This is a genomic window from Ensifer sp. 2TAB8 (genome assembly GCF_052115125.1).
In the GTDB taxonomy this organism is placed as follows: Bacteria; Pseudomonadota; Alphaproteobacteria; order Rhizobiales; family Rhizobiaceae; genus Ensifer.
The window spans coordinates 120686-136842 of record NZ_JBFRGB010000002.1; the positions used below are offsets into that span (position 1 = coordinate 120686).

Below are 16157 nucleotides of genomic sequence, written 5' to 3' on the forward strand. Positions count from 1 at the left end.
CGGGCGCAAGCAGCTAACCGTAACGTGCGGCCATGGACGCCGCGCCGAACACACTGCTGCGTTCCCGCGCAGGCGGGGACCACTCCATGACCGCCTCGCGCCGCTAGCCGGCGACCTTACCGGCGGCGAGCATGATCTCGCGCGTCGTCGGGAAGATGCCGATCTCCTCCGGCCCGAAGCGCGCCTCGGTCTCGCTCCACTGCACTATGCCGGCTGCATCGATCAGAAAGTGGCCGACAAGTTGCGTGCCGTGCTCGGCGTAGATGCGGCTGTCGGTCTCGGTGGGCTCGAAGCCATCCATGGCATTGAGCAGATCATTGGCCTGCATCGGCTGCACCGCTTGCGGCAATTCGCCCGTGGGGTTGATGCGCGCCGCTTCGAAATCGGCCAGCCTCGCACGATAGGGCCATTGCGGCGGCTCGTCGCTTTCGGGCGAAAGGAATACGCCCTGCGGCACGCCGAAATCCCGATGCGTCCGACATTCCGGATCCGAGAGGAGCGTGACCGGTGTCGGCTGATAGCGGAAGTAGAGGCGCGCGCGTTCCACCGGCGTGTTGACGACTGCCAACGTCTCCACGCCGACGGCGCGAAGAGCTGGCTCGACAGCGGAAAACTGCCGGAGCTGGCGGCGGCAGAAGGGGCAATGCAATCCGCGGAACAGGCCGATCAGAAACGGACGTCCGCTCAGGCTCGCAAGCGAAACCGGCACATCGCGATTGGCGCTCGCAAGCGTGAAGTCGGGAGCCGGCTCTCCCGGCTGCAACGGCCGTGCCCGCGGTTCTGCCATCGGCCTCGCCTCCTGATTATGCCGCTCTTCGGCAAACCCTCGAAAATCGATCCCGGCGCGGACACGCCGGACGCGCGACCGTCACCGCCGCCCCCTTTTGCGCGTGGCTACCTCGCGCCTGTGGCGGCACCGACAGGACTATAGCGGAGATGGCAGCGCCACACTACAGCAGCGCAAGACGCGCAATAGTCGCTGAAGCACATTGAACTGCTGCAGGTTTTTCCTCGTATCGGATAGGAAATGAGACAACGGGCACTCGCGGATGACCGCCTAGCCGCGCAACACCCTGGCAAGCGCAGCAACCCCCTTCCCGATCTCGGTCACGTCGAGGCTGGCATAACCCATGACAATCCCTGCCCGGTCTGGCCGATGGCCGGCTTCGCGAGCCGCATAGAGCGGTGAGACCGGATAGAGACCGATGCCCGCCGCCCGCGCCCGCGCGATCAGCGGGCCTTCCTCTGCTTTTCCCAGCCGATCGAACCAGACGACGACATGCAACCCGGCATCGGCGCCCGTTATCGTCACCTGGTCGCCAAGCTCAGCCTTGAGGGCTGCGAGCAACGCCGTACGGCGGCGGCCATTGCTGCGTCGGCTCCTGCGAATATGGCGCTCATAGGCACCACTGGCGATCATCTCTGCCAGCGCCTCCTGATCGAGACTTGGCGAATGGCGGTCGACCAGCTGCTTGGCGGCAGCAAAGGCCGGGTAGAGCGGCGGCGGCACGACGAGGTAGCCGAGCCGGAGCATCGGCGACAGGCTCTTGGAGATCGTGCCGAGGTAAAGAACATTCTCCGCATGGGCCATCGTCTGCAGCGGCGGGATCGGCCGGATGTCGTAGCGATATTCGCCGTCGTAATCGTCCTCGATCACATAGGCTCCCGTTTGCCCCGACCAGGCGAGAAGCTCCTGTCGCCGCCGGGCCGAGAGCACACTGCCGAGCGGAAACTGATGCGAGGGCGTGACATAGGCGAGCCTGACGGCGTCGAGCCCTGCAAGCGCATCGGTCCGCAGCCCCTCCTCGTCGACGGCAATCGGAACCACCTCGGCGCCGGCCGCCGCAAAGACCCGGCGTGCCATGACATAGCCGGGGTCCTCCACCGCGACCCGGTCGCCGGGGTCGACAAGCACGCGGGCGGCAAGATCCAGCCCCTGCTGCGAGCCGTTGACGATGATGATCTGCTGAGGCTCGCACCGGAGCCCCCGTGCCCGCCAGAGATAGGCCTGGAGTGCCGTGCGCAGATGCGCCGATCCGCCTGGGTCATCATAGGCAAGGCGCGGCTGCCGACGGCGCAGAGCCGCATTGACCGCCCTCCGCCAGGCCTCTGCCGGGAAATCGGCCGCCGACAGATCGCCATAGCGAAAATCGGCGACCAGCGCATCGGATTGGGGCGGCGCCCAGACCGGCCCCTCCGCAAGAGTGGCTCCAAATCGCGAAAGGCGAACGGGCGTCGCCGGCAATGATACCGCCCCTGAAGGTGTCCCTTCGTCAAGCGGCCTGGCGGGCTGCTGTTCATGCAACAGTGCCACCCTGGAAGGCGCGCCCTGCCGGCTCTCCAGAAACCCCTCCGATAGAAGCTGTTCATAGGCCGCCGTCACGGTGGTGCGCGACACGCCGAGCTCGGCCGCCAGCGCCCGCGTCGACGGCAACCGGTCCTTAGGACCGTAGGTGCCCGCAAGGATCTGCGCCTTCAACGCCTCATAAATCCGCCGGGTGGTCCCGCCTCGGGCCCTATCCTTTTCCGTCACCAACTGGCCCATTCATTTATGCAGGAACTGGATATTCGTTCCGGTCCAGTTTGCATCTATGAAACGGGGAGCACAAGGAGCGAGATCATGTACACACCCCCGGCCTTCAAGGAAGAGACGCTGAGCGTGCTGCACGCGATCATCGAGGCCGCGTCTCTTTCGACCCTCGTCACCGCAACGGCCGACGGTCTGCTTGCCACCCCGCTGCCGCTGCTGCTCAATCGGAACGAAGGCCCTTATGGCACGCTCTACGGTCACCTCGCCCGCGCCAACCCACAAGCAACGACGCCGGCGATCGGTGCAGCCATGGCGACCTTCATGGGCCCGGACGCCTATGTCACGCCCTCCTGGTACGCCTCCAAGCAAGAGCACGGAAAGGTCGTCCCGACCTGGAACTACTCAGCCGTACACGCCTATGGCGAAGTCGAGTTCTTCGCCGACGAGGACCGGCTTCTCGATGTGGTCACGAGATTGACCAATCGCCACGAAACGGCCCGCGCCGAACCCTGGCAGGTGAGCGATGCGCCCGCCGCCTTCGTCAAGGCGCAGCTTCGCGGCATCGTCGGCCTCAGGCTGCCGATAGAGCGTCTCGACGGCAAGCGGAAGTTCAGCCAGAACCGCAGCGCCGAGGACAGGGAGGGCGTTGCCGCCGGGCTTGCGGCCAGCGCCCGGCCGGAGGACCGTCTCGTCGCCAGGGAGATACTGGTCTGACGCTCGACGGACGACCCGCCGCGACGCCCGTCGCCTCTCGATCTGTCCGGTGAGGCGCTGCGATTTTCCTTCAACTTTCCCGCGCAAAACCTTACAACGACTCCCGAAAGAGGCCGCGCACCCAGCAGACGAGGTATAACCCACATGCCATCGCTCGACATTCTCCTGACCTTCTTCGTCACCACGGCGATCTTTGCCTATATCCCGGGCCCCGCGATGCTCTATGCGGCCGCGCAGACCATGGCGCGTGGCCGCTTCGCCGGGCTGATGGCCTCTCTCGGCATCCATCTCGGCGGCTATGTGCACGTCTTTGCTGCGGCTGCCGGTCTTTCGATTCTGTTTCATGCGGTGCCGACGCTCTATCTTGCGGTGAAGCTGGCGGGAGCGGCCTATCTCGTCTGGCTGGGCTTCACGCTGATACGCGCCAAGGCAAGCGGCGATGGCAGCGGCCACCTGCCCGCGGTCGAGGCAAAGTCGGCCCGTCGCGCCTTCTTCCAAAGCATCACCGTCGAGGTGCTGAACCCGAAGACGGCGATCTTCTTCGTCGCCTTCCTGCCGCAGTTCACCGATGCCTCCGCCGCCTTCCCGGTCTGGGTTCAGTTCCTGCTCCTCGGCACCGTCGTCAACCTGATGTTCTCCTCCGCCGATCTCGTCTGCGTGTTTCTCGCCGATGCGGTCGTCGTCAAGATGCGCCGCTCCACCCGGACACAGCGCCTGTTGCAGCGCGCCGGCGGCACGGTGCTGATCGGGCTTGGCGCCCACCTCGCCTTGCAGCGAACCTGAGGCCGGCGCCGACGGGGGCAAAGCCCCCCGAAACCCGCCTTGCACGCCTGCAGCGAGCCGCTATCATGCCCCCGAGGGTCATCGGGGGATACGCGCATGGGAGAAGGCGGCCAACGGATTCGCACCAGCGGCGCGGACATCCTCGTCGACACGCTGCTCGCAAACGACGTCGACGTCTGTTTTGCCAATCCCGGCACGTCGGAAATGCACTTCGTCGCGGCACTCGACCGCAAGCCGCAGATGCGCTGCATTCTCGGCCTTTCCGAAGGCGTCGTGACCGGTGCCGCCGATGGTTATGCGCGCATGGCTGGCCGCCCGGCCGTGACCCTGCTGCACACCGGCCCCGGCCTCGCCAACAGCCTTGCCAACCTGCACAATGCGCGCCGCGCACGAACGCCCGTCATCAACGTCGTCGGCGACCATGCCTCCTACCATCTTGCGCTCGATGCACCGCTGACCAGCGACATCGAGGGACTGGCCCGCCCGATGTCGAACTGGGTGCGGCGGGCGAAAGATCCGGCCGACGTGGGGCCGACGGCGGCGGAAGCCTATCGCGCGTCGTTGACGCCACCGGGTGTCGCCACGATGATCTTGCCGGCAGACGCGTCCTGGGGCACGTTTTCCACCGATGCGCCAGCGCAGAAAGTGCTCCTCGAAACGCCCCAGCCAGCGAGCCCCGAGACGGTGCGCGAAATCGCCCGCCTCATCCGTGCGAATCCTGCAGGGGTCGCCATGGTCTTGAGCGGCGCTGCCGCAAAGGCAGAGAGCCTCGCCATCGCCGGGCGGATCGCGGCCGCCTGCAACGTCCAGCTTTTCAACGAGGTGCTTGTCGCCCACACCCAGCGAGGTCGTGGACGAGTGGCGCCGCGGCGCATCCCCTACCCGATCGACATGGCGCTGGAGACCCTCCGCGGCGTCAAGATCCTGATCCTCGTCGGCGCACCGGAGCCGGTGGCATTCTTCGCCTATCCGGGAAAGCCCGGCCGGCTGGTGCCGGAAGGCTGCGCGGTCACAACGCTTGCCCGCCACGGTGAAGACCTCAAGGCGACGCTCGAAGCGCTGCGCGACGAACTCGGCATCAGCCCCACCCACCCGCTTCCCGCGGCGGACGCACCCACCGACGAGGGCGAGCCTTCCGGCACGCTGACGGAAGACGCGGTCGCGGTCATCGTCGCCCACAAGGTGCCGGAAAACGCCATCGTCTGCGACGAGGCGGCCACTTCCGCCCGCCGCTTCTTCACGCTCTCCGCCTTCTCGGCCCCCCACGACTTCATCATGCAGACCGGCGGCGCCATCGGCGAAGGCATCCCGCTTTCGATCGGGGCGGCGATCGCCTGTCCTGAGCGCAAGGTGATCTGCCTGCAGGCCGATGGCTGTGCGATGTACAATATCCAGGGCCTGTGGACCCAGGCGCGCGAAAATCTCGACATCGTCACCGTCATCTTTTCCAACCGGACCTACGCGATCCTGCATGCAGAAATGCGCAATGTCGGCGTCGAGGAGATCGGCACCAACGCGCGCCGCATGCTGAACCTCGATCAGCCTGCGCTCGACTGGGTCTCGCTCGCCCGCGGCTTCGGCGTCGAAGCCGCCGTCGCCACCTCCTGCGAGGCCTTTGCCGCGCTCTTCGATGCCGCCCTGTCGCGCCGCGGACCATTCCTGATCGAGGCGCGCCTCGTGTAATTTTCCATGTCGTTTTTGCGCTGAGTCGAAGCCCGGCGTGCCGCGAAAATCATGCCCCGGATTTGCGCACTTCGCTTGCGTCCAATCGCGGAAATCACAGGGCAAAACATTGATTAAAATAGATATTTCACAAAAATTCGGCCGCAAACTTGCGCCCGGGGACTTCTCGCTTATATTAGCGACGCCCTAGGTTCGCGCTCATCTGTCCGAGTCGCATTTCAGTTTTGGGCCCCCTTCAACCGACAATGTTCTTTGTCGGTGGACCAACGAAGGAGACACTTCATGTCCTTTAAGAAAGACCTAACCAAGGCCCCCGGCGCATCTCTGTCCCGCGTCAATATCGGAGCCACCATCAAGCAATCGCGTGAAACCGCCGGCTATTCGGTCGACGATCTCTCGGTCACGACTGGCCTGACGGAAATTGAAATCTCAAAGATCGAGCTTGGCGCCGATACCGATCCCGCCAAGCTGCAGCGCATCGCCGCCGCATTGCAGGTCTCGCCGCAGACCTTTAACGCCGCCTGACAAGCGGCGGCGGTGCGCCAAAGACAAGCGCGCCGCCGCCTTCCCCCCACCTGCCAGCGATCCGGTCGCAACCGCCCGAAGCCGCCATGGCGAAGCGGGCAGCCCCATCTCCAGCGCCCCGCCCCTTGGCGATGAACGCCGCGCCGGTTCAAAAAGAGAAAAATTATCGGACGAAAAGCTTGGCATTCCAGGTTCGTAGCCTGGTCCGCACAAGCACCGGCAATCGCGATTCCGGAGATTTTTGTTGATCTGAAAAAAGTATCGCCTATATATCGTCGCATCGAATATTGCTTGTGACCTTTGACGAAGCGCTTCCGCGCGGCCAGATTTCCTCTCAAATATCGATTACGGCCGGTAGACCATCTTCCGGATAACTCAACGAATGAAAGGAAATCATCATGGCTTCAGGCACCGTAAAGTGGTTCAACAGCACCAAGGGCTTTGGCTTCATTCAGCCGGATGACGGCAGCACCGACGTGTTCGTGCATATCTCTGCTGTAGAACGCGCTGGCATGCGCTCGCTCGCCGAAGGCCAGAAGGTCACCTTCGACGTCGTCGCCGACCGTCGCACCGGCAAGAGCTCGGCTGACAACCTCAGAACGGCATGATTTGTCATTCGCTCTCCTCTGACCACGGATGTACTGGCAGGGAAGCGCTTGAATGACGGGAAGAGGTCGGGGAAACAGCCCGACCTTTTTGCGTCTATGGATCCTTCGATCTTCGTCCTCGGAGATCAACGTGCGCCGCAAGCCTACGAGATGAGTGACTTAGCCTCGCTCACGGCAAGCGCCACGCCGGCCTTCCTTCCCGAAGCAACGGGTCGGACCGCCATCACCGCTCGACCTTGGCTCAGCCTTTGAGCGCTCGATAGGCCGACAGTCAGATAGTCACGGCATCCTTGATGCTGCCCAGGATTGATAAGGGAGAACGTATTTTGCAGGTACTTGTTAGAGACAACAACGTTGACCAGGCTTTGCGCGTCCTGAAGAAGAAGATGCAGCGCGAAGGTCTGTTCCGCGAGTTCAAGGCGCGCACCAGCTACGAAAAGCCTTCGGAAAAGCGCGCCCGCGAGAAGGCGGAAGCCGTACGCCGCCAGCGCAAGCTGCAGCGCAAGAAGCTTCAGCGCGAAGGCCTGCTGCCGGCACCCAAGCGTGCTGTAAAGGCGCGCTGATTGCGCTTCGGTCCCGCATTGCGGTGACTGCGAATGACAAGAACGGTGGCGCCAATGGCGCCACCGGGACCGCCAATTGAGCGGGTCCATGGGCGAAACCAAGCCGCCTGAACAAACCCTGCGCATCGTCGGCATAATTCCTTTAGGCCCGACGCGATTTGCAGGTAAAATTACCCGGAGAATCAAAAGGCTACAGCGCTGCGCGACCGCGTAGCGCTTATGAAGCGAAGACAGCACTCCTGTGGCGTGTCTGCCCGTTCATGGCGTCGCGCCCATCCCGCGGAGACAAGCCATGACTTCTACCGGCAGCAATCTCTTCAAACCCGGCAAGGCTTCGGCCGCCGACAAGGCCAGCGCCAGCGACCATTCGGCGAAAACCATCATCGCCGCCGAGAAAATCGCCCGCGACAAGAAGACGGAGAAGCTGAAAGCGCTCCGCCTCGAACGCGCCGCCGCCGAACCGCAGGCTGCACCTCCCGCCCCCAAAAGAGCCGGTAAATCGCAGCGGCCGTAATCCGTCGCCRCAGGCTCCGCCGCTTTCGCGCGATCGCCCGCCGGGCGAGAGAACGACCTTGTATTGGGCGCATTTGAAGCGCATCTTTGACCAATCGAGATAGGCCGACTTGGCTTTTCGCGGCGTCAGAGGTCCACGGCCCGCCAATTTCCCTTTATCGACGGCGAGGCTTGCGCGACCGACTGGAAAGCCGTGCGCGAGCGCAGGCTCACCGGCAGATCTGAACCACATCCTGCAACGCTCCTTAGGCTGACCCGGCAGGAAACAGTGGCTCAGGACGGCTTGAGACGGATGCGCTTCTGTCCAATGGAACGAGGGCGCGGTGCACGATCTGCAGCGCCTCCATTCGGACGGTAGACCCCCACGCAAGCCGCTTGTACAACGACGCGTCGCAGGCAACCCACGATTGGACGACCACATGTTCCAGGCCCTCGCACACAGAATTCGCCGATACGACTACACGCTTGCGGCGATCAAGGCATCGCTCGTCTTGTCCCTGCTGTTCGTCGCATTCGTAATCTTCAGCGGGCTTCTCTGGTAGCATTGCCAGATCGCCCCTTTTGAACCCCGGTCCGCCGGGCGCACACCACCGTTGCCGATGACATGGCCGAGCGACTTGCGGCAAGGCCGCGATCTCAGGCAAACTCCACCCTCAAGAATCTCCGAGACACCTTTTGCCGGCTCGGCGTGAGCCGGTATTGCGCTTTTACGGAACGTCCCATGGCACTGCATCTCGAAACTCCGCTGATTGAATCCCGCCCCTTGAGCCTCGCTTCGAAGCGCTCCATCTGGCTGAAGATGGATGCGCTGCAACCATCCGGCTCGTTCAAGATCCGCGGCGTCGGCGCTGCCTGCGAGCACCATGCGCGAAACGGCAAACGGCGCTTCGTCTCCTCCTCCGGCGGCAATGCCGGCATGGCGGTCGCCTATGCCGGGCGGCGCCTCTCGATCCCCGTTTCCGTCTTCGTTCCCGAAACGACGACAGAACGGGCAAAGGCGCTCATCCGTCAGGAAGGTGCCGAAGTAATCGTGCACGGTGGTGCATGGGATGAAGCAAACGCCCGCGCGCTGGCGTCCGTCGATGCCGAGACCGCCTTCATCCACCCCTTTGACGATCCGCTGCTGTGGGCCGGGCATGCGACGATGATCGATGAGGTTGTCAGATCCGGCCTCTCATTCGATGCGGTCGCGCTCTCGGTCGGCGGCGGCGGACTGCTGTCGGGCGTTGCCGAAGGGCTGGAGCGCAATGGCCTGCGGGATATTCCCATCATCACCGCTGAGACCGAAGGCACCGCGTCCCTCGTCGCCTCCGTCAAGGCGGGCACGCTGGTGGAGCTTCCCTCTGTCACCGGCGTCGCCACCTCGCTCGGCGCCCGAAAGGTCTGCGAGCAAGCCTTCGAGATTAGCCAGACCCGGCCGGTCGAATGTGTCGTGGTCAACGACCAGTCAGCCGTAGACGCCTGCATCCGCTTCCTCGACGATCACCGGGTACTGGTGGAACCCGCCTGCGGCGCCGCGCTCGCAATCGCCTATGGCCAGGCCGGTCAGTTGCTGCACTTTGAACGCGTGCTGATGATCGTCTGCGGCGGCGCGACGACGACCGTCGAACGGCTGCAGGCCTGGCAGGCCTGAGCGGCAAGCTGCCCCCATTCGCATTGCTGGAAATCGGAACGGACGCCCCTGGCGAACAGGCCCACGCGAACTTATCTGCAATTTGGAACCGCAGATTGTTCCGCTATCGGCTGGGAGCCAGGAATGAGCAAGATGTTCAGGTTTACCGCTCGGTGCCTATGGAGCGTCTCCGTCATCGCAGCCGCGACGACGATCGGCGCCATGATCGGGTGGCACAGCAGCGGCTGGGGTGGAGCCGTCGGCTTCGGCCTCGTCGGGTTCGGCACCGGCTCGGCGCTGGCCGCCTTCCCTTCGTTTTTCCTGGACATGTTCTTGAGCTTTGTTTTCGCCTAGCTCCCGCCCATGCCGCACCCCGCGCCGGCGACACGCATGTCGGCCTCACGAAAAAAGCCGGGGCACTGCCCCGGCTTGTCTCATTCGACCGTTCGATGAGGCTTAGTTCTTCGCCTTGTCGACCAGCTTGTTCTTGCCGATCCACGGCATCATGCCGCGAAGCTTGGCGCCGACTTCTTCGATCTGGTGGCTGTCGTTGACGCGGCGGATACCCTTGAAGCGGGCCGCACCCGACTTGTATTCCTGCATCCATTCCGAGGTGAACTTGCCGGTCTGGATGTCCTTGAGGACGCGCTTCATCTCGGCCTTGGTTTCTTCGGTGATGATGCGCGGACCGGTGACGTATTCGCCCCACTCGGCCGTGTTCGAGATCGAGTAGTTCATGTTGGCGATACCGCCTTCATAGATCAGGTCGACGATCAGCTTCACTTCGTGCAGGCACTCGAAATAGGCCATTTCCGGGGCGTAGCCGCCTTCGACCAGCGTTTCGAAGCCAGCGCGGATGAGCTCGACGAGACCGCCGCAGAGAACGACCTGTTCGCCGAAGAGGTCGGTTTCGCACTCTTCCTTGAAGTTGGTTTCGATGATGCCCGAACGGCCGCCGCCGACGCCGCAGGCGTAGGAGAGCGCGAGGTCAAGGGCGTTGCCAGAAGCGTCCTGGTGAACGGCAACGAGGCAGGGAACGCCGCCGCCCTTCTGGTATTCGCCGCGAACCGTGTGGCCCGGGCCCTTCGGCGCGATCATGACGACGTCGAGCGAAGCCTTCGGCTCGATCAGGCCGAAGTGAACGTTGAGGCCGTGGGCGAAGGCGATCGCAGCGCCGTCACGGATGTTGCCGGCGATTTCAGCCTTGTAGATTTCGGCCTGCAGTTCGTCCGGGGTTGCCATCATGATGAGGTCGGCCCACTTGGCAGCTTCCGCAACCGAAAGAACCTGGAGACCGTCGGCCTCGACCTTGGCAGCCGTTGCCGAGCCCGGCTTCAGCGCAATGCGGATTTCCTTGGCGCCGGAATCCTTCAGGTTCAGCGCATGGGCGCGGCCCTGGCTGCCGTAGCCGACGATGGCGACCTTCTTCGACTTGATCAGGTTGATATCGGCATCACGATCGTAATAGACGCGCATTGTTGTGGTCCTTCCCGTTGCTTTTCAGTTGCTTGAGACGAGGATTGCCCCGCCGTTACCCTTTCGTACCGTAAAGCGCGAGGAAGGCTGAAACTGCCTGCTCCGCCTTGCGGCCAAAACCTTTTTTCATCTCGCCGGCCTCTTCGCCGAGCAGCATCTTCAGATGCCAGTCGGAGACGATCAGCCCGTAAAGTGCGCCGTAAGCCTCGTCGGCATCGTCAAACGTCAACAGCCCTGCCTTGCGGCCGGCCTCGAGCAGCGCCGCCGCCCGGCGGCCGATCTGCCGGCGCCCGCGTTCCTGCAGCATGTGGCCGAGCTTGGAGCCGTCGCGGCTCGCCTGGCCGATCGCCAGGCGGTTGAGCGCCAGCGACACGTCGCCGGCAAGCACCTCCAGCAGGTCCTTGGCGAAGGTGATGAGATGGCCGCGCAGGCTCTCGGAATCGAGCGTGCGGGCGGCAACATCCTGCGTGCGCACTTTGCTTGCCTGGAAGCCGATCATCGCCGAGATCAGCCCGTCGCGATCGCCAAACCACTTGTAGAGGCTTTCCTTGGAGCAATTGGCAGCCCGCGCGATGCCGGCCGTCGTCAGCGCCTTTTCGCCGCCGTCGACCAGAAGACGCAATGCCTGCTCGAGAACGGCGCCCTGACGTTCCGTCAGCCCCTCCCCGGCATTCGCCTCCCTCATCGCCACAGCCATCTGCACGTCGCCTCGCTCCCGATCAGTACCGTACGGTACGGTTCGCATTCTTCTAGTGAAGCGTCTCTGGGGCGTCAAGACGATTCTCATAAGCAGGCAAAATTTCGGCGGTGACGGCGAAAGCCGAACCCCATAGGCTGGCCGACATGAGGGAGAGAGGTCGACGGTGCCGCCATTCCAGAAGGCATATATTCTCATTGTCGTGGTTTTCTTCATCGTGGCCTGTATCAACGCTGTGAGGCGTTTCCGGCGCGAAAGAGACGCGATCGCTGCGTGGTTCTGGGGACTTACCGCTATCGGCGGCGCACTTGTTCTAGCCCGGTTTGTTTACGTCGCTTGGGGATGAAGTCGCGCGCCCTTTGAATGCGAACGAAACGCGAGCCACATGCCGAACTGTCCGGCCTTCGGCGAGATAGATCAATCGAACGTGTGATGGAGTTCAACGAATGCAGTATCCGCCCCTCGGTATTCTGATCGGAGGAAGCTCGCATGTCGGAAAGTCGACGCTCGCTGCGACCCTGGCACGATCGCTTGGCCGCGAGTTGATCTCGACGGACGCGCTCGGCCGCCATCCCGGCAGGCCATGGCCGTCGGTGCGCCCGCAGGTGACCGAGTACTATGCCAGCCTGACGGACGAGACGATCCATTGGTTCCTGAAGGTGCACCACGAAAACATGTGGCCGCGCATTCGCCAGATCATCGACAGCCATCGCCAAGTCGCAAGGCCGTTTGTGCTCGAAGGGGCCGCGCTGAGGCCGGAATATGTGGCTGAGCTCGACCCCGGCAGCGTCACCGCCTTGTTCCTATACGCGGATGACGAATTCCTGCGCCGGCGGATGATGGATGAAGCGCGCCGCGACGAAGCGTACGAGCAGAAGGCCAGGATCATCGAGAAGTTCATCGAGCGCTCGGTCCGCGACAACCGAGAGATGCTGGAGGTCGCCCGAGCCGCCAACATCCGGTGCGTTGACGTGGCCGCATCCGGGGCGCTCGAAGCTGTGATGAAGGACTTATCGCCGCGAATTTGATCAGTGAATGACGACCGCAGGAAACGTCGATGTCATTGGGGCATTCGCTAGGCCATAGTTCAACGAGTGCCCCTCATCCGCCTGCCGGCAGCTTGTCCCCGCAAGCGGGGCGAAGGAAGCATACGGCGCCCGCTTGCCTCAAAAATCAAACATCAGCGGTTCCCGCAGGAAGGCTCCATTCGGCACGAGCGCGTTCGCCGACAGTTACCTCACGTGAAGATGCAACCGTCCTTCACGTCCCCTCTCCCCGCCTGCGCGGAGAGGGTTAGGGTTAGGGTGAGGGGCAGATCTTGTTGATCGTTCCTCAGCCCCCCGCACCTACCGCCACCCGCGCACCGCTTCCTCGATGAAGGCCGCGACCGCCGCCACGCTCGGCACTCGCGCGCGCTCGGGATGCATCATCAGGTAGACTGGACGCTCGGCGGCGGCATCCGGTTCATCCACCGCTTCGAAACGCGGATCACGGGCGCCTGAAACCTCCGGCAGCATCAGTTCGGCGCCAAGCGAAAGGGCTGCCTCGATCAGGATCTCCAGCTTGTCGGCGGTCAGCGCCACGCGCGCCCCGGGCCGCACCCTTGTCAGCGCCTGCATCTCCGGCACATGCGCCAGCGCCGGGCCGTAGCGCACGACCGGGCAAGGGCCGTCTCCCTGCCCCTTCGGCCGGAACAGCCGGAAACGGAGCGTGCCGAGGCTCTTCACCCGCACGGTGTCTTCGCCGGTGCGCGCCATGCGGATGGCGATGTCGGCCTCGCGCCGCTCGATGCTCAGCATCTGGTTGTCGGCGATGAGATCGAGCGTCAGGCCCGGATGACGCTGTTCGAGGCGGGACAGCGCCGGCGCCAGGATGGCGCTCAAGACGAAGCCGATGCTCGTCACCCGCACCTGGCCCTTCAGCTCCGCCGTTCGCCGCAAGAGCGTCGCCAGCGACAGCGACGCCTCCTCGGAGATCGTCCTCAGCCGCTCGACAACCGGGGCCAGCACCGGCGTCGGCGTCAGCCGGCCATCGATGCGATCGAAGAGCGCCGCGCCCACCCGCCGCTCCAGCGCCGAAAGCCTGCGCGACACCGTCGTCTGGTCGACACCGAGCGAGCGCGCCGCCTGGCTGAGTGTTGCGCCGCGCACGAGATGATCGAGCAGCTCGAGATCTGCCCACCCTCCTGCATTCATGCAGATTTCCCTCCGAAAAATTCGGATCACTCTGCATGAGTGCAGTCGCTAAGATCAAGCCCATCAACAACCCCGCTTCGAAAAAGCAAGGAGCCTGACGATGACCGCCGCCACCCTTTCGCCCGCTGCCCCCGCAACCCTCTTCACGCTCGCCGGCGTCACGCTCACCCCGCCGCCGCTTGGGCAGGCGACGCTGGTCCTGATCGACTACCAGAACGAATATCTTTCCGGCCCCGTGCGCCTGGTCGAGCCGGAAGCGGCGATTGAAAAGGCGCGGCAACTGCTGGTCGCGGCCCGGGCTGCCGGCGCGAAGATCATCCATGTCGCCCACAAGGGGGCCGCCGGCGGCATGTTCGACCGCGCGGCCCACCGCGGCGCGATCGTCGAGGCGCTGACGCCGCTGCCAAGCGAAGCCGTCGTCGAGAAGATCCGGCCCAATGGCTTCTCGGACACCAACCTTGCCGAAATCATCGGTCCGGCCGGCACGCCGGTCATCTTCGCCGGCTTCATGACCCACAATTGCGTCTCCTCGACTGCACGCGCCGCCAAGGATCTCGGCTACGGCATCACCATTGCCGCCGATGCCTGCACCACCCGCGACCTGCCGTCGGCGGCCGGCACGATTTCCGCCCGTGCCCTGCATGAGGCCGAGCTTGCGGGCCTTGCCGACCACCACGGCGCCGTCGTCGACGTCGCCGCCCTGGTTGGCTCGGGCGGCTGACAGATCAGTCATTCGCAAGCGACACATGCGGCGTCCGGCAAAGCTGGACGCCCCGTTGTTTGTCCGGCGGCTGAGGAAGATTACGAAAATATAATGATCTCAATGCTTTTCGCCGCGTCCATTCGCTTCTATTTTTGACCTATCCATTTTTGGCATCGACGATGCCGGTTAGGCGCAAGCGATGAACAAGACAGCCAAGACGGCGCGAGCCGACACCACGCCCCGCGACGACGCGGCCCCCAACGTCACCTTCATTCCCGGTGCGGTCAAGAAGGTGAAACGCAAGCGGCGTTCGCGCTCCTGGCTTTGGCTTCCGGTCGTGCTCGCGGTCGCGGGTGCGGCCTACTACGGCTGGACGCGCTATGGCGAGGAGCCGGCGACGGCGGCCATGGTGACCGATGTGGTGATGCGCGGCGATATCGAAAACAGCGTCACCGCCGTCGGCACGCTCGATGCGGTCAAATCCGTCGATGCCGGCGCGCAGGTCTCCGGCCAGTTGAAGGCGCTGCATGTCGAGATCGGCGACAAGGTCACGCAGAATGCGCTCGTCGCCGAAATCGACCCGGCAACGATCGAAAACCGCATCGAGATCGACCAGGCCGAGCTTGCCAATCTTCAGGCCCAGCTCATCTCCAAGAAGGCGCAACTCGTCCTCAAGCAGGCCAATATCGACCGCCAGCGGAATCTGGTCGAAACCAAAAGCGTGGCGCAGTCGACGCTCGACCAGGCGATTGCCGACCTCGCCGCCGCTGAAGCCGACGTCAACGCCATCGAGGCGCAGATCCGCAAGCAGCAGGCGACGCTCGCCGGCGACAAGGTCGACCTCGGCTACACCAAGATCTATGCGCCGATGACCGGCACCATCGTCGCCAATCCGGCCAAGGAAGGCCAGACGCTGAACGCCAACCAGACGACGCCGACCATCGTCACCATCGCCGACCTCTCGACCATGACGGTCAAGGCGCAGGTGTCGGAGGCCGATGTCACCAGGCTGAAGGTGGGCATGGATGCCTATTTCACCCTGCTCGGCCAGCCCGGCAAACGTTTCGTCGGCAAGCTCCGGCAGATCCAGCCGATGCCAGACACCGCCAACAACGTCGTGCTCTACTACGCGCTTTTTGACGTGCCCAATCCCGAAGGCGAACTGATGATGTCGATGAGCGCGCAAGTGTTCTTCGTGCAGGCCGCCGCCAAGGACGTGCTGATCGTGCCGAGCGCTGCGCTCAGCCACCCGGCCAAAGGCACCGGCGAAGCCACGGGCCAGGGCAGCGGCCGGCGCGACGGCCAGAGGGGTAACCAGACGGATGGCGCCCGCGGCGAGCCGCGCAAGGCAGAGGTGACCGTCGTCACCGCCTCCGGTGCGCTCGAAACCCGCGAAGTCGAAGTGGGCATCCGCAACCGCGTCAGCGCCGAGATCAGGAGCGGCCTGGAGGAAGGCGAAAAGATCGTCGTGACCACCGGTTCCGGCAGCGGCAGCAACGCCCGTGACAGCCGCAGCCAGCGCGGCATGCGCATGCCGCCGATGTTCTGAGGCGGT

The 16157-nt window shown here is 64.1% G+C and carries 18 protein-coding genes; 13 read left to right on the forward strand and 5 right to left on the reverse strand.

The window, feature by feature from the left end; all coding sequences use genetic code 11:
- Positions 1–103: 103 nt before the first annotated feature.
- Together AB4Z53_RS06290 and pdxR are read right to left on the reverse strand one after the other, a co-directional pair.
- On the reverse strand, positions 104–787 hold the full coding sequence (locus tag AB4Z53_RS06290) for a peroxiredoxin-like family protein (RefSeq protein ID WP_441595308.1): 684 nt from the start codon (positions 785–787) through the stop codon (positions 104–106).
- A gap of 270 nt (positions 788–1057) precedes the next feature.
- Positions 1058–2545, reverse strand: a complete 1488-nt coding sequence (gene pdxR / locus AB4Z53_RS06295; RefSeq protein WP_441595309.1) for a MocR-like pyridoxine biosynthesis transcription factor PdxR — start codon at positions 2543–2545, stop codon at positions 1058–1060.
- Positions 2546–2620: 75 nt separating this feature from the next.
- Between pdxR and AB4Z53_RS06300 the strand changes: the two genes are divergently transcribed.
- The 10 genes from AB4Z53_RS06300 (at position 2621) to AB4Z53_RS06345 (ending at position 9885) form a co-directional block, all read left to right on the forward strand.
- On the forward strand, positions 2621–3244 hold the full coding sequence (locus tag AB4Z53_RS06300; RefSeq protein WP_441595310.1) for an FMN-binding negative transcriptional regulator: 624 nt from the start codon (positions 2621–2623) through the stop codon (positions 3242–3244).
- Positions 3245–3388: 144 nt separating this feature from the next.
- The gene (locus tag AB4Z53_RS06305; RefSeq protein WP_291161642.1) at positions 3389–4027 is read left to right on the forward strand and encodes a LysE family translocator; all 639 of its coding nucleotides are present in this window, start codon (positions 3389–3391) and stop codon (positions 4025–4027) included.
- A gap of 96 nt (positions 4028–4123) precedes the next feature.
- Positions 4124–5710, forward strand: a complete 1587-nt coding sequence (locus tag AB4Z53_RS06310; protein ID WP_441595311.1) for an acetolactate synthase large subunit — start codon at positions 4124–4126, stop codon at positions 5708–5710.
- A 282-nt stretch (positions 5711–5992) separates the two neighbouring features.
- Complete coding sequence (locus AB4Z53_RS06315) at positions 5993–6235, forward strand: helix-turn-helix domain-containing protein (protein ID WP_113536009.1); 243 nt, start codon at positions 5993–5995, stop codon at positions 6233–6235.
- Positions 6236–6633: 398 nt separating this feature from the next.
- The gene (locus tag AB4Z53_RS06320; protein WP_113536010.1) at positions 6634–6843 is read left to right on the forward strand and encodes a cold-shock protein; all 210 of its coding nucleotides are present in this window, start codon (positions 6634–6636) and stop codon (positions 6841–6843) included.
- Positions 6844–7169: 326 nt separating this feature from the next.
- Entirely contained in the window at positions 7170–7406 is a 237-nt protein-coding gene (gene rpsU, locus AB4Z53_RS06325) for a 30S ribosomal protein S21 (protein ID WP_113536011.1), read from the forward strand.
- Positions 7407–7698: 292 nt separating this feature from the next.
- Positions 7699–7920 carry a hypothetical protein gene (locus tag AB4Z53_RS06330; RefSeq protein WP_113536012.1) on the forward strand — a complete coding sequence of 74 codons (222 nt, stop codon included), beginning with the start codon at positions 7699–7701 and terminating at the stop codon, positions 7918–7920.
- Positions 7921–8338: 418 nt separating this feature from the next.
- Positions 8339–8461, forward strand: coding sequence for a hypothetical protein (locus AB4Z53_RS06335; RefSeq protein ID WP_268906700.1), 123 nt, complete (start codon positions 8339–8341; stop codon positions 8459–8461).
- A gap of 179 nt (positions 8462–8640) precedes the next feature.
- A complete protein-coding gene (locus AB4Z53_RS06340) occupies positions 8641–9552 on the forward strand; it encodes a pyridoxal-phosphate dependent enzyme (protein ID WP_441595312.1) in 912 nt (303 codons plus the stop codon).
- A 123-nt stretch (positions 9553–9675) separates the two neighbouring features.
- Positions 9676–9885 carry a hypothetical protein gene (locus AB4Z53_RS06345; RefSeq protein WP_223724824.1) on the forward strand — a complete coding sequence of 70 codons (210 nt, stop codon included), beginning with the start codon at positions 9676–9678 and terminating at the stop codon, positions 9883–9885.
- 102 nt (positions 9886–9987) lie between these two features.
- Here the strand turns inward: AB4Z53_RS06345 and ilvC are convergent, their stop codons facing one another.
- Both ilvC and AB4Z53_RS06355 read right to left on the reverse strand, forming a co-directional pair.
- On the reverse strand, positions 9988–11007 hold the full coding sequence (ilvC, locus tag AB4Z53_RS06350) for a ketol-acid reductoisomerase (RefSeq protein WP_034792899.1): 1020 nt from the start codon (positions 11005–11007) through the stop codon (positions 9988–9990).
- Positions 11008–11062: 55 nt separating this feature from the next.
- The gene (locus AB4Z53_RS06355; RefSeq protein ID WP_113536015.1) at positions 11063–11710 is read right to left on the reverse strand and encodes a TetR/AcrR family transcriptional regulator C-terminal domain-containing protein; all 648 of its coding nucleotides are present in this window, start codon (positions 11708–11710) and stop codon (positions 11063–11065) included.
- Between the two features lie 440 nt (positions 11711–12150).
- On the opposite strand from AB4Z53_RS06355, the gene AB4Z53_RS06360 reads away from it, so the two are divergent.
- Positions 12151–12732: a hypothetical protein gene (locus AB4Z53_RS06360; protein ID WP_441595313.1), complete on the forward strand. Its 582-nt coding sequence runs from the start codon at positions 12151–12153 to the stop codon at positions 12730–12732.
- Between the two features lie 318 nt (positions 12733–13050).
- On the opposite strand, the gene AB4Z53_RS06365 is transcribed toward AB4Z53_RS06360, so the two are convergent.
- Positions 13051–13899 carry a LysR family transcriptional regulator gene (locus AB4Z53_RS06365; protein WP_441595314.1) on the reverse strand — a complete coding sequence of 283 codons (849 nt, stop codon included), beginning with the start codon at positions 13897–13899 and terminating at the stop codon, positions 13051–13053.
- Between the two features lie 100 nt (positions 13900–13999).
- On the opposite strand from AB4Z53_RS06365, the gene AB4Z53_RS06370 reads away from it, so the two are divergent.
- Both AB4Z53_RS06370 and AB4Z53_RS06375 read left to right on the forward strand, forming a co-directional pair.
- Positions 14000–14620 (forward strand): cysteine hydrolase family protein, encoded by a 621-nt coding sequence (locus AB4Z53_RS06370; protein ID WP_441595315.1) that lies wholly within the window; start codon positions 14000–14002, stop codon positions 14618–14620.
- 181 nt (positions 14621–14801) lie between these two features.
- Complete coding sequence (locus AB4Z53_RS06375) at positions 14802–16151, forward strand: efflux RND transporter periplasmic adaptor subunit (RefSeq protein ID WP_441595316.1); 1350 nt, start codon at positions 14802–14804, stop codon at positions 16149–16151.
- The last annotated feature ends 6 nt before the right edge of the window (positions 16152–16157 follow it).